General features: G+C 59.0%; 17 protein-coding genes. 5 read left to right on the plus strand and 12 right to left on the minus strand.

Annotation, left to right across the window (positions count from 1 at the left end):
- Positions 1-3: 3 nt before the first annotated feature.
- The 5 genes from ADB02_RS07415 to ADB02_RS07435 all read right to left on the minus strand — a co-directional run bounded on the left by ADB02_RS07415 (position 4) and on the right by ADB02_RS07435 (position 7111).
- On the minus strand, positions 4-372 hold the full coding sequence (locus ADB02_RS07415; RefSeq protein ID WP_005510063.1) for a DUF3017 domain-containing protein: 369 nt from the start codon (positions 370-372) through the stop codon (positions 4-6).
- A 20-nt stretch (positions 373-392) separates the two neighbouring features.
- Positions 393-1250, minus strand: a complete 858-nt coding sequence (locus ADB02_RS07420; RefSeq protein ID WP_005510041.1) for a bifunctional methylenetetrahydrofolate dehydrogenase/methenyltetrahydrofolate cyclohydrolase — start codon at positions 1248-1250, stop codon at positions 393-395.
- A 67-nt stretch (positions 1251-1317) separates the two neighbouring features.
- Entirely contained in the window at positions 1318-1857 is a 540-nt protein-coding gene (locus ADB02_RS07425) for a tRNA (cytidine(34)-2'-O)-methyltransferase (RefSeq protein ID WP_049190330.1), read from the minus strand.
- A 31-nt stretch (positions 1858-1888) separates the two neighbouring features.
- A complete protein-coding gene (locus ADB02_RS07430; RefSeq protein WP_049190334.1) occupies positions 1889-3853 on the minus strand; it encodes an alpha/beta hydrolase family protein in 1965 nt (654 codons plus the stop codon).
- A gap of 18 nt (positions 3854-3871) precedes the next feature.
- Positions 3872-7111, minus strand: a complete 3240-nt coding sequence (locus ADB02_RS07435; RefSeq protein WP_049190335.1) for an error-prone DNA polymerase — start codon at positions 7109-7111, stop codon at positions 3872-3874.
- Positions 7112-7358: 247 nt separating this feature from the next.
- On the opposite strand from ADB02_RS07435, the gene ADB02_RS07440 reads away from it, so the two are divergent.
- The 3 genes from ADB02_RS07440 (at position 7359) to ADB02_RS07450 (ending at position 10037) form a co-directional block, all read left to right on the plus strand.
- Complete coding sequence (locus ADB02_RS07440) at positions 7359-8225, plus strand: MetQ/NlpA family ABC transporter substrate-binding protein (protein ID WP_049190337.1); 867 nt, start codon at positions 7359-7361, stop codon at positions 8223-8225.
- A gap of 64 nt (positions 8226-8289) precedes the next feature.
- Complete coding sequence (locus tag ADB02_RS07445) at positions 8290-9339, plus strand: methionine ABC transporter ATP-binding protein (RefSeq protein WP_049190340.1); 1050 nt, start codon at positions 8290-8292, stop codon at positions 9337-9339.
- Positions 9340-9404: 65 nt separating this feature from the next.
- Positions 9405-10037 carry a methionine ABC transporter permease gene (locus ADB02_RS07450; protein WP_224433327.1) on the plus strand — a complete coding sequence of 211 codons (633 nt, stop codon included), beginning with the start codon at positions 9405-9407 and terminating at the stop codon, positions 10035-10037.
- 24 nt (positions 10038-10061) lie between these two features.
- Here ADB02_RS07450 and ADB02_RS07455 read toward each other — a convergent pair whose 3' ends face one another.
- Positions 10062-10973, minus strand: coding sequence for a sucrase ferredoxin (locus tag ADB02_RS07455; protein ID WP_049190343.1), 912 nt, complete (start codon positions 10971-10973; stop codon positions 10062-10064).
- A 163-nt stretch (positions 10974-11136) separates the two neighbouring features.
- On the opposite strand from ADB02_RS07455, the gene ADB02_RS07460 reads away from it, so the two are divergent.
- The gene (locus ADB02_RS07460) at positions 11137-11817 is read left to right on the plus strand and encodes an AMIN-like domain-containing (lipo)protein (RefSeq protein WP_049190345.1); all 681 of its coding nucleotides are present in this window, start codon (positions 11137-11139) and stop codon (positions 11815-11817) included.
- 39 nt (positions 11818-11856) lie between these two features.
- Here the strand turns inward: ADB02_RS07460 and ADB02_RS07465 are convergent, their stop codons facing one another.
- From ADB02_RS07465 to ADB02_RS07475, 3 genes are all read right to left on the minus strand, one after another.
- A complete protein-coding gene (locus tag ADB02_RS07465) occupies positions 11857-13521 on the minus strand; it encodes a Y-family DNA polymerase (protein ID WP_049190346.1) in 1665 nt (554 codons plus the stop codon).
- Positions 13521-14216, minus strand: a complete 696-nt coding sequence (locus ADB02_RS07470; RefSeq protein ID WP_049169941.1) for a hypothetical protein — start codon at positions 14214-14216, stop codon at positions 13521-13523. The genes ADB02_RS07465 and ADB02_RS07470 overlap by 1 nt, the downstream gene beginning before the upstream one ends.
- A gap of 216 nt (positions 14217-14432) precedes the next feature.
- Positions 14433-14738 (minus strand): antibiotic biosynthesis monooxygenase family protein, encoded by a 306-nt coding sequence (locus ADB02_RS07475; RefSeq protein ID WP_038629377.1) that lies wholly within the window; start codon positions 14736-14738, stop codon positions 14433-14435.
- A gap of 65 nt (positions 14739-14803) precedes the next feature.
- On the opposite strand from ADB02_RS07475, the gene ADB02_RS07480 reads away from it, so the two are divergent.
- The gene (locus tag ADB02_RS07480; RefSeq protein WP_049190350.1) at positions 14804-15565 is read left to right on the plus strand and encodes a hypothetical protein; all 762 of its coding nucleotides are present in this window, start codon (positions 14804-14806) and stop codon (positions 15563-15565) included.
- 4 nt (positions 15566-15569) lie between these two features.
- Here ADB02_RS07480 and guaA read toward each other — a convergent pair whose 3' ends face one another.
- The 3 genes from guaA to ADB02_RS07495 form a co-directional block, all read right to left on the minus strand.
- Positions 15570-17144: a glutamine-hydrolyzing GMP synthase gene (guaA, locus tag ADB02_RS07485; protein ID WP_049190353.1), complete on the minus strand. Its 1575-nt coding sequence runs from the start codon at positions 17142-17144 to the stop codon at positions 15570-15572.
- A 13-nt stretch (positions 17145-17157) separates the two neighbouring features.
- Positions 17158-18906: an FAD-dependent oxidoreductase gene (locus ADB02_RS07490; protein WP_049169947.1), complete on the minus strand. Its 1749-nt coding sequence runs from the start codon at positions 18904-18906 to the stop codon at positions 17158-17160.
- Between the two features lie 119 nt (positions 18907-19025).
- On the minus strand, positions 19026-20174 hold the full coding sequence (locus ADB02_RS07495) for a GuaB3 family IMP dehydrogenase-related protein (RefSeq protein WP_048731529.1): 1149 nt from the start codon (positions 20172-20174) through the stop codon (positions 19026-19028).
- Between the last annotated feature and the right edge of the window lie 14 nt (positions 20175-20188).

Here is a 20188-nt window from a genome sequence, read left to right on the forward strand (position 1 = left end):
CAGCTAGCTTCCCAGCGCATCCACGCTGACTGCAAGGAATACGATTCCCATCCCGATTATGGAGCAAAACCATAGGTCAAAGGCCCGGGATCGCACAGAGAACACACCTAGAATGCTGTCCGGCAGGTACTGCCTAGCCACACCGAGCAGCATCATTGTGCTTCCCAGCATGAATGTGGCGCGTCGCCACCGCTCCAGCCCCAGAAACACAACGAAGGCGGACATGCCGAAAAAGAGCGCGCCGTAAATCGTATACTGCACCCACATTGGCCACGATGCCCCCGGAGGCGGGGTCTTCGGGCTGTGCGGGTTCAGCATTGGATCCGGCAGATCTTCCCGCCGGGCACGCTGCGCAATTTCCCTTTTCGACACGAGTTGTTCCTCCTGGCTGACTAGGCCAGGCCAGCGAGCTTTTCAGCGCGCTCGACGACATTGCGTACAAGGAAAGCGCGAGTCAGTGGGCCGACACCACCTGGGTTCGGGGATACGTAACCGGCAATGTCCCAGACGTCATCAGCAACGTCACCGGCCAGCTTGCCGTCGACACGCGAAACTCCCACGTCGAGTACAGCAGCACCAGGCTTGACCATGTCTGCAGTAAGCATATGGGCGACACCAGCAGCGGCGATGATGACATCAGCCTGACGGGTTTCAGCGGCCAAGTCCTTGGTGCCGGTGTGACATAGCGTCACGGTGGAGTTCTCGCTGCGGCGAGTGAGCATCAGGCCGATTGGGCGACCAACGGTGACACCGCGGCCGATAACAACAACCTTGGCACCGTTGAGCTCAACGCCGAAGCGTCGCAGCAGGTGGATACAGCCGTTTGGGGTACACGGCAGTGGTGCTGGCTCGTTGAGGACCAGCTTGCCCAGGTTTACCGGGTGGAGGCCATCGGCGTCTTTCTCCGGATCGATGAGCCCCAGAATACGGTTTTCATCCAGGTGCTTCGGCAGTGGCAACTGAACAATGTAGCCTGTGCACTCCGGGCTTTCATTCAGCTCGGTGATTACTGCCTCGAGCTCTTCCTGCGTGGTGTCAGCCGGAAGGTCACGGCGGATAGAGGCGATACCAATCTGCTCACAGTCGCGATGCTTCATCTTGACGTAAGAGTGGCTGCCTGGATCATCACCAACCAACACGGTGGCCAGCCCCGGAGTGTAGCCGGCTTCCTTCAAACGCTCAACGCGCTTTTCCAGGTCTTCAAAGATTTCGTCTCGGTAGAGTTTGCCATCAAGCTTTGTCGCTGCCATGGCATTTATCTTAGGCACAGGAGCGAATAATGCCCAGAAATGCCCCGTAACAGCCCTCGCCTAGACCCTATTTACCGCCCATAAAGCCCTGCTGACGCCAGACTTCATAAGCAGCCACTGCTGCGGCGTTGGAAAGATTCATGCTGCGACGGGCTGGCAGCATCGGAATTCGGATTAATTGTGTAATTCGCGGATCATCGAGCACTGACTGTTCCAACCCGGTTGGCTCCGGGCCAAAGAGCAGAACATCGGTGTTCGTGTACTCAATATCTGTGTGCCACGTGTCAGCGTGTGCGGTAAAGGCAAAAATGCGGCACCCTTGGCTGGCAAAGGTCTCCAATGCTTGATCGATGGAGTCATGAATACGCACATCGGCCAGGTCATGGTAATCCAGCCCGGCGCGACGCAGATTTTTGTCATCGAAGTTGAACCCCAGTGGCTTGGCCAGATGCAGCATAGCTCCAGAGCCCGCACACATGCGGATAGCGTTTCCGGTGTTCGGCGGGATGACAGGCCGGTCAAAAAGCACGTGGCAGGTGTGGCTCGTAATCCAGTCTGTGGAGTTCGTTGGCTCGGCGTTCGTTGGCTCGGTCGTGGCGCTATTCATTTCTTCCGTCAGTTCTTTTCCGCTGCTTCTTTTACTGCTCGTTGTTGGTTTCTGCTGCCGCTGTCGTGGCAGGCGCCGCATCGCACACACCGTGCTCGGTGAAAAACGCGATGATGGTCTCACCGATTAGCGCTCGGCTCCTCGGCTTCGAGAACTTATGGCCCTCTCCCTCGACCACCAGAAAATCGGTGGGCACGCCGTATGCGTCCATGGCGTTGCGCATCTGACCAGACTCTCGCGGAGGCACGTTGGTATCCCACTCGCCGTGAATGAATAGGGTTGGAGCCTTCATTTCCTCCGCACGGTGCAGCGGTGAGATATCGCGCAGGAGCTCAGCATCCTGGTACGGGTAGCCGTATCGGGGGAACGCGGCCTGCGCCAACCAAGGCTCGGTGGATTGGTAGTAGGTTTCAAAACTTGTCATTCCGCAGGCATCGACGATGACCGCAAACTGATCCGGGTACCATGCCGAGGCCAACAGCGACATGAAGCCACCGTAGGATCGCCCGCCCAGCGCAATGCGTTCTGGATCCGCCAGCCCGGCATCAACGAGGAAGGCACGCGCCGCTGCGATATCCGCAATAGCGGCAAAGCGTCCATAGCGGTCGCCCGCGTGCTCAAATGACCTACCGGACCCCGAGGAACCGCGCACATTAGGAGTGAACACCACGAAGCCCGCCTCCACAATGCTGGCTAGAACATCGTGGTGGATGGGTTTCGCCTGCAGTTCTGGTCCGCCGTGGATGTGGATGAAAGCCGGCGGTAGTGCGCTTCCGGAAACGTCATTAGAACTATTGCGCACCGACTCCGGAAGGTAGAGCCAACCAGACAGTTCCAACCCATCGCGGGAGACAAAGTAGACCAGCTCTGGAGCCGGCATGGTCTCCAGATTCTTCTCTTCCAGAGCCAAAATCCGTTCGGTGCGTTCCATATCCAATGGCTCAATGACACCACCGATATTGCGCAGAATCTCCACCGTTGGCGCAAGGCCTGGCCCTTCTACTGTCAGGGAGATCAGCTCACCGTCACCGGAGATTGACAGCTCGCGCGCAACCATGCCCGGCAATTCCACATTGCGGCGCACCATCACCCGCATGTCGTCAGTCTGCGGGTGAAGGCCAAGGGTAAGCACCTCAAGCGTGCTGACCCCACCGCTGTTCCACAGCACAGCCGCAGTGGAGGAATCCTCACTGATGACAAATTCTTCGACGTCTTGATCCGGATTGCCAATGAACTCCTCGACATCAACTTCGATGCCGATCTTCATATCCAAAATCTCCGCTGCGGTCGATTCCGCTGTGCGCGGCTCAGTAGTGCTGATACCGCTATCGGGAGTAATACCCAGGCGCAGGATGCGACGCTGTTCCGCGCCATGATCTGAGAGCACGAACGCGGTCAGCTTCTCCTGCCCCGGATGCGCCAATAAGACACCGGCATCTGTGGTGGAGCCGGGATCGGACGGCAACAGCGGCTGCCACTGCTGCCCCGGCCCGACCAGCAGTAGCTCACGGTGGCCTCGCGGCCCCACCCGCACGAGGCCAAACCCGCCTTCAGCCGCTACCAGCTGGCTGTCAGTGCGTTTATCAATGACCTCATACTTTGAGTTCGTCGGGTTGACCAAACGCGCATAGTTAATGCCCTGGGCATCGACCGCGTTCATCGCTAGGAGATCGTTATCCCATTCCACCAGTGTGGCGCGCATATCCGCATCCATACGCAGGGGGCGGGCACCGTCGACCTCCGGATCGGTGGATACCAGCCAGGTCTGCAGTCGCTCCGTACCGTACGGAGAGACCTCGCAGGCGATCCACTTTCCATCCGGGGAGTGCAGCACCCTGGTAACCGGGCCTTCCACCGGCAGTTTCACGGGGCGCTCCGCCCCTAGCCCCTCCGGAGTAATCTCCTGCTGTACCGCACGCGGGTAGCCGCTATCGCGGACAATAAAGGCGATTGCACTCCCATCCGGTGCTAACGAGGATTCATAGGTCTGGCGCATGACAATCCATTCTAGTAGTCAGCGAAAATCTCTACTTCGACCTGCCACCACTGGCTGCCCCAGAGCCTCGGACATATCCACCAGACGATCGGCCACGATTGTCACCGCACCAGAGGCTGTCTGCGCGATACCGCGCACCACCATCGCCCGCGAATTCACCGCTACCGGCCGAAATCGATTCCACAGCCCCGGCGTACACAGCACATTCACCAGCCCAGTTTCGTCCTCCATTCCCAAAAATGTCACTCCGCCAGCGGTCCCCGGACGTTGCCTATGCGTCACGACTCCCGCCACTTCTACTCGTGTTCCATCGGGCACTGTTTTCAGTTCCGCCGCAGGCACCACTCCACGTTCCTGCAGGTCTGCCCGCAACGCGGCCACCGGGTACTGCCCCGGGGTCACTCCCGTTGCCGTCAAATCGGCAGCTGCCAGCTCAAACTCCGTCATGCCGGGCAACGCAGGTGCGTCGGCAAGCGTGAGCCCCGGCAGCATGCCCTCACTTTCCGTCGCCGCCACGCCCGCCGCCCACAGTGCTTGACGACGGTCAATCCCCAGCGACCCAAGTGCTCCTGCGCGCGCCAGTGCTTCCATGTGCCCAACACCCAGCCGAGCTCTGCGGGCGACATCTGCTGCGTTGACAAATGGCCGCGCTGCGACGATACGTTCCGCCACGTCATTGCCCACACCGGCAATGGCGCCGAGCCCCAACCGAATACGCCCATCGATGACGCTGGCTTCCACGCCTGAAACCGAGATATCCGGACCATCGCAGCCGATACCGTGCCGGCGAGCATCGGCAATCAACGACTGCGGAGAGTAAAACCCCATGGGCTGGGCACGGAGCAATGCGACACAGAACTCCGCCGGATAGTGGTACTTAAACCAAGCCGAGAAATACACCAAGGAGGCAAACGACTGCGCGTGTGATTCCGGGAAACCGTAGGCGGCAAAGGCCACTATCTTGTTCCACAGTTGTTCCCCAATATCCGCATCAATGCCACTGGTGCGCTCCAGCCCAGCCAGAAAACGGGCATGAAGCGCTTCCATTTTGGCCACTGAGCGCTTCGACCCCATAGCGCGACGCAGCGAGTCCGCTTCCGCCCCACTGAAACCCGCCGCATCGACGGCCATTTGCATCAGCTGCTCTTGAAATAGCGGGATGCCCAGTGTCTTCCCGAGGGACTTCTCCAGCACTGGATGCTCATAGGTCACTGGTTCGAGTCCATTTCGGCGGCGAATGTAGGGGTGCACGCTACCGCCTTGAATGGGGCCTGGGCGAATGAGTGCCACCTCCACCACCAGATCAAAGAACTCCCTCGGCTTCAGTCGGGGCAAGGTGGCCAGCTGCGCGCGCGATTCCACCTGAAACACGCCCACCGCGTCCGCGCGTGCCAACATCTCGTAAACCTCCGGTTCAGCGACATCTATTTCCCACAGGTTCACTCGGCGCCCATGCTGTTCATAGACCAAGTCAATGCAATGGTGGATGGCCTCCAGCATTCCGAGGCCAAGCAGGTCGAATTTCACCAGTCCCGCTGCCGCACAGTCATCCTTATCCCACTGCACTACCGAACGACCTTCCATGCGTGCCCATTCCACTGGCACGACATCCGCAATCGGCCGATCACAAATCACCATTCCGCCAGAGTGAATGCCTAAATGACGAGGCTGCCCACGAAGCTGCTCCGCCAGTTGCTGCACCGGCTCCGGCGGGCACGCTTCCCGGTCTCTGACCCACGCATCGATAACGCCCGGCGAGTACCCCAACACCCGCGCCGCATCGCGCAATGCACCGCGCCGCCGGTAGGTAATGACATTGGCCACCTGCGCGGCATTGTCACGACCATACTTTTCATAGACGTATTGGATGACCTCTTCCCTACGACCAGACTCGATGTCTACATCGATATCCGGCGGCCCATCCCGTTCTGGCGACAAAAACCTCTCGAACAACAGCCCGGCACTAATGGGGTCAACATTGGTGATCCCCAGCGCAAAACACACCACCGAGTTAGCCGCCGAACCGCGCCCCTGTGCCAGAATTCCCGCCCGGCGACAGAACTCACAGATGTCGTGCACGATGAGGAAGTAGCCTGGAAAACCCAGCTCTCGAATCACAGTCAGCTCATTCTCTAACTGCGCCCACGCCCGCGCTTGCACGGAGCCGTCCCGAGCTCCATCGGCCGGACCATACCGCCGCCGCGCCCCCGCACGAGCAATTTCCCGCAACCATGAGTCCTCATCGTGACCAGCAGGAACCTCCCAGCGAGGCAACTCAGGCGCAATGAGATCAAGCGTAAAAGCAGACTCACCTGCAATGTCCTGTGTTGCCTGCAGTACCTGCGCCCCCAGATACCGTGTTGCCGCCGATAGCTCCTCCCACGAACGCAACCAAGCTCCGCCTGCGGGCTCCAGCCGTGACTCGAACCCGTCTAGGTCCTCCCGCACAGCAAGGGACTGCTTCGCCCCGGCCAACCGGCTTGCCGCAGGCGAGGCCGCCGTCGCAGCAGAGGAAACCACCTCCCGCAGGCCATACTTCACAGCTGCGGCCGAAATCGCCTCCGCATCATCGGCCGCCTGTGCTGTGGGGCTCAGGCGGTGCTCGAGCGCCACGTTCTCCGCACCGAAGGCCGCAATGAGCTCTTCCAAGTCGCCGACCCAGCTGACGTCGGCAAGCACCTGCCAGAAACCGCCTGCAACCTCCCCCAATTCTGGCAGCGAGGGATAGCGGACGACGGATTTCTCCCCTGCCGACATATGCGCATCACACAGCGTGTGACTCAGGCGCCGATAGCCCTCAGGACCCCGCCCCAGCACCGTGAGGGGCCGCTGCGGAAGCCCCAGCTCCGCGCCGATGATTGTGGCGATACCAGCCTCCGCTGCAGCCTCGGCAAAACGAGCGATTCCATAGAAACCATCGCGATCTGCGAGCCCCAACACGTTTAACCCCAAACGCGCAGCCTCGGACACCAATTCTTCCGGGTCCGATGCGCCATGCAGGAATGAATAGCTCGAACGACAGTGCAATTCCGCCTTAATGTGCGCAGGCGTAAATGACACACTACCGCTGCCACTAGCACCGCTTTCCGGAGCTTCAAAAGCCCCAACGATGGAATCTGACAGCTGCCCCCGCCAGCCATTGAAGCTGCCATTAGGCTGTAGTTTTCCTGAAAATTTACCCGATAGAATACGCTCAATCCGCGACCAGCTCAGTGGCCGACCGGACTGCTCCGATTGTCCGCCCGAGATGTTTTCCATGCCACGAACATTAACCCATCCTCCGGACTGTATTCAAACGTATTTTCGATTAATATGCATATTAAGCACCACCCCCGGGACGCATCCGTAAGTCACACCTCAGCCACGCTCGACTGTTTAGGCTGAAGTTGAATTTTCAGCACTACCTGGGCAAGTGCTAGCCTTAACCCCAGAATTAAAGACAGCTTGGTCTAGTTCTGCCTTAAAACTTCAGCTAACAAATCCCATTAAATAAGGAGACCCCTCGATGAACCTCAAGCGTTTTTCCGCCGGTGTACTTACTGTCGCGTTCGCCGCAACCGGCCTTACCGCCTGTGGCAGCTCGGATGATGCCATTCGCATCGGCACCACGGATGCCGGCAAGAAGGCCTGGACCGTTTTCGAGCAGAAGGCTTCCGAACAGGGCATCGATCTGGATGTTCAGCCCTTCTCCGACTACCAGACCCCGAACCGCGCACTCGATGAGGGCCAGCTCGACGTCAATCTCTTCCAGCACATCAAGTTCTTGGCTGAGTACAACGTCGGCGCTAAGTCGGACCTGACTCCGATTGGCTCGAGCGAAATTGTCCCGCTGGCTCTGTTCTGGAAGGACCACAAGTCGGTTGATGAGCTGAAGAAGGGCACCGAGGTCGTCATCCCGAACGACCCGTCCAACCAGGGCCGCGCTATTAACGTGCTGGTTCAGGCTGGCCTGCTGAAGCTGAAGCAGGATGACCTGCTGACCCCGTCCCCTGCTGACATCGATAAGGAAGCTTCCAAGATCACGGTTCTGCCGGTGGATGCCGCTCAGACTCCGGCCGCCTACGGCGAGGGTAAGCCCGCCATTATCAATAACTCCTTCCTGGACCGCGCCGGCATCGACCCGAACACCGCTATCTTCCAGGATGACCCGAACTCCACGGAGGCAGAGCCGTACATCAACGTCTTTGTCACCAAAGCTGAAAATGCTGACAACCCGAAGTACGCGGAGCTCTCCAAGATCTGGCACTCCAAGGAGGTCCAGGACGCAGTCGCAGAGGACTCCAAGGGCACCTCGGTTCCGGTTGACCGTTCGGCTGAGGAGCTGCAGGACATTCTGAATCGCGTCGAAGAGCAGCAGCGCGAGCAGAACTAACGCCACTGCCACCTAAGCACCGCCCAACACCAGGGAACACAGACCAAGGGGCACTGATTCACTCGTGACCAACAAGGGAACGAAGCTCGAATTCCGCGAGCTGAACAAGCAATTCGGCGACGTCACCGCGCTCGCCGACATCAACCTAACCGTTGAACCCGGCGAAATCCTCGGCGTCATCGGTTATTCCGGCGCTGGTAAATCAACGCTCATCCGTATGATTAACGGCCTGGAAAAGCCAACCTCCGGGCAGGTTTTGCTGGATGACACCGACATCGTCGGCATCTCCGAGCGCCAGCTACGGGGTCTGCGCCGCAATATCGGCATGATTTTCCAGCACTTCAACCTCTTCCATTCGCGCAACGCGATTCGCAACGTTGAATATCCGCTGGAACTGGCCGGTATGCCGAAGGCTAAGCGCCGCGCTCGCGCCCAGGAGCTGCTGGAGTTCGTCGGTCTCGGCGACAAGGCGGAGTCCTTCCCCGAGCAGCTCTCGGGTGGGCAGAAGCAGCGTGTCGGCATCGCCCGTGCGCTCGCCACCGAACCGACGCTCTTGCTTGCCGACGAAGCCACCTCGGCACTCGACCCGGAAACTACTTCCGGCGTCCTGGATCTGCTGCGTCGCATCAATCGCGAAATGGGTGTCACTATCGTGCTGATTACTCATGACATGTCGGTTGTACGCGGTATTGCTGACCGCATGGCCATCATGGAAAATGGTCACATCGTCGAAACCGGTACGGTCCACGAGGTCTTTGCCAACCCCAAGACTGAGGTTGGCCGCCGCTTCGCCACCACCGCACTGCGCGATGTTCCAATTGGTCGTGAACGCGATTCGGTGAATCAGTCTGCCGAGAGCGCAGCAGCTCGCCTGGTCACCATCACTATCAATGACGGTGTTGACCTCGGTGCCCTGGCACAGGCCACTAGTGCCCACGGTGTCGCCGCCTCGGTGGCACACGGCGCGGTCGCCAATGTGCAGGCGAAGTCCTACGGCCGCCTTACTTTGCGGTTGACTCCGCTGACAGGTAATTCCGCCTCGGATTCCTCTGATTTCGATGCCGCCATTGCTGCTATTTCCGAACTGACACAGGTAGAGGAGCTTGCATCATGATCGGTCTCTTAAACTCTCTGCCATCGGTGAGTGGCAAGGACACCAACTGGGATAGCCTCGGCCCGATGCTGGGCGAGGCATTCGGCCAGACGCTCTACATGGTCTGTGTCGCCATGCTGATTGGCGGTGTCGCAGGTCTAGCAATCGGCGTGCTGCTCTACACCACCCGCGATGGTGGCGTACTGCGCAACAAGTTTGTCTACCAGGTCCTCAATGTCCTGATTAACTTTGTTCGACCAATCCCGTTCATCATCCTGGTTACGGCCATCGGCCCACTGACAAAGAACGTGGTCGGCACCACGATCGGCACCGAAGCCGCAGTGTTCGTCATGTCGATTGCCGCCACCTTCGCCATCGCGCGCCTGGTGGAGCAGAACTTGATGTCCATCGACCCCGGCGTGATTGAGGCCGCCCGTGCGATGGGCGCAAGTCCGTGGCGCATCATCCGGACGGTCGTCGTGCCGGAGGCACTGGGCCCGCTGGTACTGGGCTACACCTTCGCATTCATCGCCGTGGTCGACATGTCAGCTATGGCCGGCTACATCGGCGGTGGCGGACTGGGCAACTTCGCAATCACCTACGGTTACCAGGCATTCGACTGGAACGTCACCCTGGTGACAACCCTGGTCATCATCTTCATCGTCCAGTTGGCGCAGATCTTCGGCAACTGGCTCTCCAAGAAGATTATGCGCAGGTAGCCGCGCACATTAGCTAGCCACTAGCTAGCGGCGGATTACTTCGACCGCAGCCCAGCCCTTCTTTGGCCCTGGAGCATCACCGCAGGAAGACACAACGCCTTCCGTGGTGATTTTCTCCAGGGCCACTTCATATTCCACGACCTTGTCGCGGTCGCTGGGGCCGTCGTAAAGCGCGACGACTGCAGTCGTGCCGTCGACGTCAACGCGTGCGACATCGTCTACGCCCCACGTATCGGCTTGACGACGCACAGCCAACTCGGCCGCCTGCCCCTGCGGGGTGTAGATACCACGGCCGCGGCAGCCCTCTGCATGCACGATGCCCTGCTGAGCGTCTTCGATGACCCCCTTGGCATCCACCGCACTCAGACGTCCAAAGCTGTAATTCCATGGCAACAGCACGCTGGCCGGCGCAAAGCGGTGCCCCTTAGAGTGCGAGGTTTCCCACACAACCTCTGGGTAGAGATTGTGCATCGCAGCAGCGAGCGGGCGACCTTTAATCGCACAGCAACGATCGCGCTTACCGTGCGTACAGATGAGAAACAGTGGATGGTCCAGACGAGTGGCCCCCTCGGTGGGCTGGCCAGGGCGGATATCCAGAGTCATCAGGTCTTCAACATCGGCAACCATGCGATGTTCGAGAAAAACCTCAGAGCCATCCACTGATTCACAATGCGCGATATAGACGTTAACGCCATCACACGGCTGCTGGCCGATTCGGCCCGGTTTGCGAATCAATTGCAACGCGCCGCCGCGTTCGGACAACCAGGCTTCTAATCGACCGGTGATCTCTGCTCCCCATACCCCGCCGTCAAAAATATCGTGCGACCAACCGAGTTGGTGCTCCAACGCAATAAAGAGCTTTCCGGCTTTTGCAGTACCGGGAAGCGGCTCAGCCATCTGAGCGGAACAGGTGGTATCAAATTTGGCCTGGCTCATACGCCTAAGCGTAATTGAGTGCCTCTGCGATTGGGTCTTAGGTCGCAGCGTTCACCCCTGTTTTATTACTATTGTGCAACACTTTGACAACAAATAACTTTGACCTCGACTTTTGCAGTTCAACTTGTTGAAATTCCGCAACTGCGCACATACCGTCGGACGTATGAATACGAAATCGCTGGATGCTTCGCGCACTCGTACCCGTATCGCGGCATCCCTGTGCCTCGCATTGGGTCTAGCTCTCGGTGCCTGCTCCTCTGACTCCTCCTCAGACTCGGCTGCTGCACTGTCTATGAAAACTGACTCAACCGCTGGCACCTCCGATTTGTCGAGCAGCTCTAGCAGCTCCACTAGCTCGTCTGCGGCGGCGCAGACCACCATGGATGACGATGCTGCTCCGGAGGGCGATTTCAATAGCTCTTCTGCAGAAGCTGCTCCTTCCGATGGCGCTTACTTGGGTATTCAAGATGTCCGCGTCGGTTCCCACGACGGTTATGACCGTATTGTCTTTGAACTCACCGGCGAGGGCACACCGGGATACTTCGTCCGTTACGAGGATGTCCCAACCCAGCAGGGCTCCGGCAAGCCGATTTCTGTCGACGGCACAGCCAAGCTGGTAATCGACTTGCGGGGCATGGGCTACCCCTTTGATTTCCAGATGGAGGACTTCCCCTCTGACTCGGTCAAGCCGACATCGACTTCCGTTATTAAGGAAGTCGTCGGTGCCGGAACCTTCGAGGGGCAGACTCAGTATGTCGTCGGGCTCAAGGGAGATAAGACCCCGTTCAAGGTTTTCTCGTTGAGCAATCCGAACCGCCTGGTTATTGACTTCCAATCGAAGTAATCGGTTTGCCCACCGACGCACTCCTCCTCCACTGCGTCTCTACGCGTAAGCACCCTCGATTCTCCATGCGCCGGCATGCCCTATGAGCAACCAGGCGGCGATGGTACCGTCATTCGCTACCGCACGGATTTGTATTCTTGCCGCTCGGCGAGCCTCATCGGGTACCCACCAGCGCTCATCAATCGGCCAGGGCCCAGCCCACGATGACACGCGATATGTTGTTACTCCATGTCGCACCAGGGACGGTTCCGCCGTCATGGTCGCTCGCCCAGTTACGCCCACGGTGTGCCCATCGGCGTCGAGCACTTCCACCTCTGCATTCGCAGTCGCAGGAATAATTGCCGGATTGGGAGCAAGAACAGCTCCCGGCCATGGCTGATTAATTTCCGCGGTTTTTGTGTTTTTGGGGTTTTCTCCGAAAGCGACAAATCCCACTCTTTCGCCTGGGCCACGCCCGCCTTGCATGACTGGTTGCTGTACTGCCTCTGACCCCAGTAACCCCTGCACACGCTCGGCAGCCCGGCGCGCTTTGGCTCGCGCATCATCACTACCGTGCCACAGATCCTGCTTTACGGTCCCGGCGGCGGCCACATCCAGTGGCTCTAACTGCAGCTCTACAATTCCGCGGCTATCATCTCCATCATTTTCCTCAGCGCCGTCAACAGTTCCAGCAACAGTGCCGCTGTCCCCTCGTGGCTGCTGCCGATTCCTGTTATTCAGCCAGCCATCGAGCTGCCACCGAACCCTGTCAGCCGTAGTCTGTTCTGCCAGTGGCTCAGTGCAGCGCCATACTCTGCGCACCTCTGAGCCGTCACTAAATTGCGCCACCACCGCTAAGCGGTAACACGAATACCCATGGTTAAAAAGTTTTTCATGCAGTTGCCCAGCTAGAAAGCGCGCGACGAATGAGGCCTCATCCACTCTTCGGAGTGGACTCTCCCAAGACTGGTAGCTCACCGCCAGTCCTGGCGGCAAAGATCGCGGTGCCACCAACCGCACTTCCCCACGGCAGGCCAAATCGTGCCATCTAGCCCCCTGCGCCCCAAACCTGTTGGCTATATCCCGCTTAGGCAACGCAGCGACATCCCCCAATGTGCGCAGGCCGAGTTCCTGCCACGACTTCGCAAGCTCTGCGGGCATCTCCAGTGCACTTTCCGCCCTCAGCTCCACCAGAGAGATTCCCTGCCGAAATCTTTTGCCTTCATCTTCCCCGGGAGCTACCAGCACTCCCCTGCGCGCTGCCAAAATAGCTGTCACAATATCGTCCGCGAGCCCCAAGCTGCAGTCCACGCCCGGTACCGCAGCGGCATCAAGCAGCTTTTCCAAGGCCACATCCTGTCCGCCGTAATAACGCATTACCCCTCGCGCTGCCACAACCGCCAAGCCTGGCCGTAGAGCTTCGACCCCAGCTGCCACCGCCTCCAACCGTTGCAGCACGGACTCGAATTCTGCAGCGTCGCGCACCGCACTTTCCTCGACAACCTCCAGCTCCGGGCACAACGCTTCCGCATGGCGACGGCTTTGCCCGCGCCGTACCCCTGCACGGCGCGCACTCGGAGAACAAGCAGCTACTCCGCTATCACCCACAATCGCAACTGGACTGAGCGGATTAGCCTGCGACGTCACAGATGCTAGATGTGCTGCCTGCACTGGCCAATCAGGAAGCCATAGCGCCACCACACGGCTCGATTCCGCCGCTACCACTAGGACCTCCTCTGCGCGGGAAACGCGACCACATTGTTCTGTTCCACCTGTTCCCCCACCCGCCAACGGCACTGCCTCCGCGGAAACCGCGTCCCCGACACACTGACTTGGTAATCCACTGCTCGAATCCGGCCATAACCAGTGCCAAGCCCGGAAACACCAGCGACAGAGCTGGAAATTTCCGCAGCAGCGCCCGGCCACTGCTGCCCGACAAAAACCAGAGCACAACCACTCGTGCGCAGTCGTGCCTGCAGCGGACGTGCCTGCGACGGCGGCGGAGTGCGCGCCAACGAAGCCACCACCAAGTCAACGCCGTCCGCCAACAGCCCAATTACTTCAAGCGGCTGCATTCCAGGATCTGGCACACAGACAATGTTCGATAGCTTCCCGCCCAACTCCACCACGGAGAGCAACCCCTGTTCAGCGAGTCCAACTAGCGCAACATGACCTGTCTTCGTAACTTCCGCGATTAGACCTGCCAATACCGCACCGGGCTGTTCAATGACACTGACAGCCCCTTTTCGCACTACTCCCGCCAACGTATTTTCCAACGCCTCCGGCACCGGCAGAGCCTCACCGAGCCCAAAGGTTGCACCAGTTGCAGTCCCACCAGACTGGGCTGCCATCGCCTGCCGCAATGCCGCAATAGTCTGTTCCTTAGACTGCCCCGCAGCAATATTGACCGCCGTTGTCACTTCTTGTTCCACCTCATCCCGCTGCTATCCCACTGCCATCTCACTGCCATCCCCACTGCCCTGCCCACCACGAACACTGCTCGAATATTCTTTCCCAACAAGCGGATTAAACACTACCCTAAATAGCACGTACGTTCGATATTAATGCGCGAAGAAAAGCGCCGCACACCACCGCGCGACGCTCTAACCTCAGCCGAGTACTACATTTCGTACTACTTAGGCCTTCACATCGAGAACTACATCGAATTCGAGCAAATCAGCCGACGACGACACCGGCTTGCGCTTTTCGCCCTCATGCGAAGCCTTGAAGGCACGGCCCTCACGCCACCCCTGGTAGGCCTCCTCACTCTCCCACTCGGTAAAGACGAAGTAGCGGCTCTCTCCTGCAGTCGGACGCAGCAGTTGGAAACCAATGAAACCCGGCACATCGGTCATCTTTGAAGAGTTAGCGGAAAAGCGACGTTCGAGCTCTTCTCCCGCACCCTCAGGAACGGTAATAGCGTTAATTTTTACAATGCTCATGGCCTTAACACTAGCCACACAACTCTCAACAATCTATAGTTCCATCGCTACTAAACTTAAGAAGTATGACAGATTCCAGCCGGCACCAACACTCTTCAGGCTCTTACCAAGACGGGGCCGAACGCACGACAAAATTTATCAATAGTCCCGTGCGCCTGGGGACGGCAATTGGCGTCACCACCGCAGTGATTACGCTGCTCGCGCTGCTTAACGCCCATATCATCGGCTCCATTGGCTGGTGGATCATGATAGCGCTTTTACTGGCCCTCATCGGCGCCACTCTTTTCGTGCGCCAGGCAAAAACACCCACCAAAGAAACTCGGCCATCCTATTTCGCCGAGCCGATGCGTGAGTCACCAAACGACATCTCTTGGACCTCCAGCGTAAGCGTGCTGCTGATTTTCCCCGGCGCATGGATTATTGCTGCTGTCGCCGAACGAATCTCCTCTACACCGATCGCCTGCATAGTGACCCTAGTTCTGTCCGCCATCACCGCTACCTGCGCAATCCTGCCGCGGCAATTCGGATTCCTCCCTCTCGCCGCGCATCTTCCTGACAATTTCGCCCAGCGCTGCCCCTACCCCGCCGACTCACCAGAGGCCCGCATCCTCACAGTCCTCTTCATCGCACGTCTACGCGACGGCTACGTCTTCTTCACCGACCAGCTCCCCTATTTCGCCATGCTTGACGACGATACCGTGAGCGCAGCTCTCCACACCCTAGCCGCCGATAAGCGCATCACCATCGCCAAGAACAATTCGGCCCTGACGGAAAAGGGCCGTGCCCGCGAGTTTGCACAACTCACAGACACGGCCCTTGCCAACTAGTGGCTTACTCCCACTCAATGGTTCCCGGTGGCTTGGAAGTCACATCCAGGACCACGCGGTTGACCTCAGGCACCTCGTTGGTGATACGAGTGGAGATTTTCTCCAGCGTATCGTAGGGAACACGAGTCCAGTCAGCGGTCATCGCATCCTCAGAGGAAACCGGGCGCAGCACGATTGGGTGGCCATAAGTACGACCATCACCCTGGACACCGACCGAGCGGACGTCGGCAAGCAGGACGACCGGGCACTGCCAGACAACCTCGTCCATACCTGCGGCCGTCATTTCCTCGCGTGCAATGGCGTCGGCGCGACGGAGGGTATCCAGACGCCCCTCATCGACAGCGCCGATGATGCGGATACCAAGACCCGGACCCGGGAACGGCTGGCGAGCGACGATTTCTTCCGGCAGCCCCAGTTCGCGACCGACCGCACGGACCTCGTCCTTGAACAGCAGGCGCAGCGGCTCAACGAGGGTGAACTCAACGTCATCCGGCAGACCGCCGACGTTGTGGTGGCTCTTAATGTTGGCGGTACCAGAACCGCCACCGGACTCAACCACATCCGGGTACAGGGTGCCCTGGACCAGGAAGTCCACGGTCTCGCCCTCCGGAGCGCCCTCCAGCGCCTGTGCGACAGCGCGCTCGAAGGAGCGGATGAACTCACGGCCGATGGTCTTACGTTTGGTCTCCGGATCGGTGATACCAGCCAGAGCATCCAGGAAGACCTTGGAATCGTCGACGGTAATCAGCTTCGCACCAGTTGCGGCAACGAAATCCTTCTCAACCTGCTCGCGCTCGCCCTGGCGCAGCAGCCCATGGTCGACGAAGACACAGGTCAGACGGTCACCAATAGCGCGTTGCACAAGTGCGGCGGCAACTGCGGAGTCAACGCCGCCAGACAGACCGCAAATTGCGCGACCGGTCTCACCGACCTGATTACGGACCTGCTCAATCAGCTCTTCCGCGATGTTAGCGGCAGTCCAGTCCGGCTCCAGGCCAGCAATCTCATACAGGAACTCCTCCAGAACCTGCTGACCATACGGCGAGTGGTTGACCTCCGGGTGGTACTGCACACCGGCCATGCGCTTTTCCAAGCACTCGAAAGCCGCTACCGGAGCACCCTTGGTGGACGCCGTAACGGTGAAGCCCTCCGGCGCCTTAGACACCGCGTCACCGTGGCTCATCCACACCTCGTGTGTCTCCGGCACACCAGTGTGAGCGACACCGCCACCGTCGACGACGTTCAGCTGCGTGCGGCCGTACTCACGGTCACCGGTAGCAGCAATCGTGCCGCCGAGCACCTCAGTCATCGCCTGGAAGCCGTAGCAAATACCAAACACCGGAATGCCCAGCTCAAGCCACTCTGGGTTGAGCTTCGGGGCACCTTCGGCGTAGGCACTGGACGGGCCGCCGGACAGCACCAGCGCAGCCGGGTTCTTGGCCTTAATTTCTTCGGTCGTCGCATCATGCGAGACCACTTCGGAATAAATTTTTGCCTCGCGCACACGTCGCGCGATGAGCTGCGCATACTGCGCACCGAAGTCCACGACGAGGACGGGCTTAGTCACCTGTTCAGACACGCCCTAAAGCTTATCAAGACTTACGGACTGCAGGCATACCCAGGTTCAGTGCAGCCGGAGCATCTTCCGGCACAGCCGGGTTCACCGGAGCAATCGGATCCAGGCGCACGTAGGACTCACCCTGCGCCGGACGCTGATCTTCCTCACCCTTATTCGGCCACAGCGACGTTGCACGCTCCGCATTCGCGGAAATCGACAGTGACGGGTTCACTCCCGGGTTGGCTGCCATCGCCGAACCGTCGTGAATCGAGAGCGTCGGGTAACCCCACACACGCAAGTACGGATCAACAACGCCGTTTTCGGGTGAATCCGAAATCGTTGCGCCGCCAATGAAGTGAGCTGTCAAAGGAATGTTTGCCAACTCACCGATAGTGCCCCCAGCCAGCACACGACCATTCCGACCACGTGCACTGAGCTTGTCCGCCGCACGTTGCGTAGCTTCGTTACCCGACGGAATCCACGTCGGATTCGGCTCCCCCTCGCCCTGCTTACTCATCAGGAAACGCACCGGCCCGATCTTTTGCAGGTACGTCGTAATCGAGTTGTCGCGATTCTGCATCACCAGAGAAATCACGGTGCGCTGCGACCACTTACGCAGATTCACGAGCTGCGTCAGGTAGTTAGGATGCTTTACGACGGTTCCCACAGCCTGCAACCATCGCGGAGTCCGACGACCTCCTTCGGTCATAATCATCTGCAGCATTGCGATGGCATTAGAGCCCTTACCGTAGCGCACTGGCTCGATATGGGTGTCCTCGTCCGGGAAGAATGACGAAGTGATGGCTACACCGTTAGAGAAGTCATTTTCCGGGTCCACCTTCGTACCCATCGCGCCCAAAATAGCCTCGGAGTTAGTGCGGGTCAGCTTGCCCAAAGACTTCGGCAGCAGCGGCAAGTGCCCATCGGCCTGCTGGCGATGCAGCAAATTCTGGGTGCCCCATGCACCGGCGGCGAGAATGACGCGCTTAGCGCTAAACTGCTGCTTGCCCTTAGCTACCCAACGACCAGTGCGCTCAGTGTCAATAACCCAGGAGCCATCAGCCTGAGGATGCAGACCGGTAACGGTAGTGCGGTCAAAGACCTGCGCACCAAACTTCTCCGCCAAGTAGAGGTAGTTCTTAACCAGGGTGTTCTTAGCATTGTGACGGCAACCAGTCATGCACTCACCACATTCCGTACAAGCAGTACGGTCCGGGCCAATCCCCCCGAAGTAAGGATCGGAAACTGTTTGCCCCGGCGCACCCTGACCACCGGTCTTGGCGCCAAAGAACACACCCACCGGAGTCGAGCGGAAAGTATGGCCCACACCCATATCTTCGGCTACCTCACGCATGACGACGTCGGCAGGCGTGTCGGATGGGTTGGTGACCACCCCGAGCATGCGAGATGCATTGTCATAGTGCGGAGTGAGTTCTGACTCCCAGTCGGTAATGTGCCCCCACTGACGGTGCTGGAAGTACTCGGTGCCCGGCTTATACAGAGTGTTTGCGTAGTTAAGAGAACCACCGCCGACGCCGGCACCAGCGAGAATCATGACATCTTTCAACATGTGCACACGCTGGACACCAAAGAGTCCCAGCTTAGGAGCCCACAGGTACTTGTGAAGCCGCCAGCTGGTCTTGGCAAAGTCTTTATCTTCGAACCGTCGACCAGCTTCGAGAACTGCCACTCGGTAGCCCTTTTCAGTCAACCGCAAAGCAGAAACAGAACCACCGAAACCGGAACCGACGATTACAACATCGAAATCACGTTGTTTACTCATGGGAAAAGCCACCTTCTCTAAGGGCGTAACGCTAATGCGCGGAACTCATGTTCCTAACCCTAAGCGGAGGTGGCTTTTCAGTAAGGTAGTTTTGCGAAAAAACTATCCGATTACTTTAATTAAAAACCCTTTGGACGTACCGACAGCTCAACGCGGTGGAAGGACTTCAGGTTGGTAAAGCCGCACTTGGCCATTGCGCGACGCAGGCCACCGGCGAGATTGCGGTCACCGAACGGCGAAGCGGAAGGGCCAAACAGAGCCTCTTCCAGGCTGACCAATTCCTTCTCATCGTCGACGACCGGCCACACCGCACCGCGCGGGTACTTCGGATGTGCCGCAACAGACGGCCAGGCGTAGCCCTGCCCCGGAGCTTCGTGGACGGTTGCCAGCACACTGGACAGTGCCACAGCATCCGCACCGCAGGCGATTGCCTTGGCGATGTCACCGACGGTATCAATGCCGCCATCGGCAATGATGTGGACGTAACGCCCCTCGGTCTCATCGAGGTAGTCCTTACGAGCAGCTGCAGCATCCGCAATAGCGGTAGCCATTGGCACATCGATACCGAGCGCATCCGGGGACGTCGTAAAGCCCGTACCGACAATCACACCAGCTGCGCCTGAACGCATCAGATGCAGCGCAGTCTGGTAGTCGACAACGCCACCGGCGATAACTGGAACGTCCAGGCTGCCGATGAAGTCCTTGAGGTTTAGCGGTTCACCCTGAGCCGTGACATGCTCTGCGGAAATCAGCGTGCCCTGGATAACCAACAAGTCGATGCCGGCCTTGATAGCCAGCGGAGCCAGCTCACGGGCATGCTGCGGGGAGACACGAACTGCAGTAATCGCGCCGGTTGCGCGAATCTCCTTGATGCGCTCAACCAACAGGTCAGTATCAATTGGAGCAGAGTGCAGTTCCTGCAGCTTGCGGTTCGCTGCCTCGGATTCACGCTTGGTGGCGGCATTCTTTGCCAACTCCACCAGCTCGGCGATCTTGTCCTGCGCATCGGCGTGACGGGCCCAGATACCCTCGGCGTTGAGAACCGCCAAACCGCCCAGGCGAGCAAACTCAGCGACGGATTCCGGGCTGGCGATGGCATCTGTCGGATGCATCATCATCGGGAGTTCGAAATCGTAGGCGTCAATTCGCCAGGAGGTATCGACGTCCTTGGACGACCGGGTACGCCGAGTGGGAACGAGTGCAATATCGTCCAACTCGTAGGTCCGGCGTGCCTCGCGGCCAATACCGATTTCAACGATGTCGCGCATGAGCTTTCCTCACA

It is taken from the genome of Corynebacterium sp. 212_CJEI (assembly GCF_001055915.1).
Taxonomy (GTDB): Bacteria; Actinomycetota; Actinomycetes; order Mycobacteriales; family Mycobacteriaceae; genus Corynebacterium; species Corynebacterium jeikeium_D.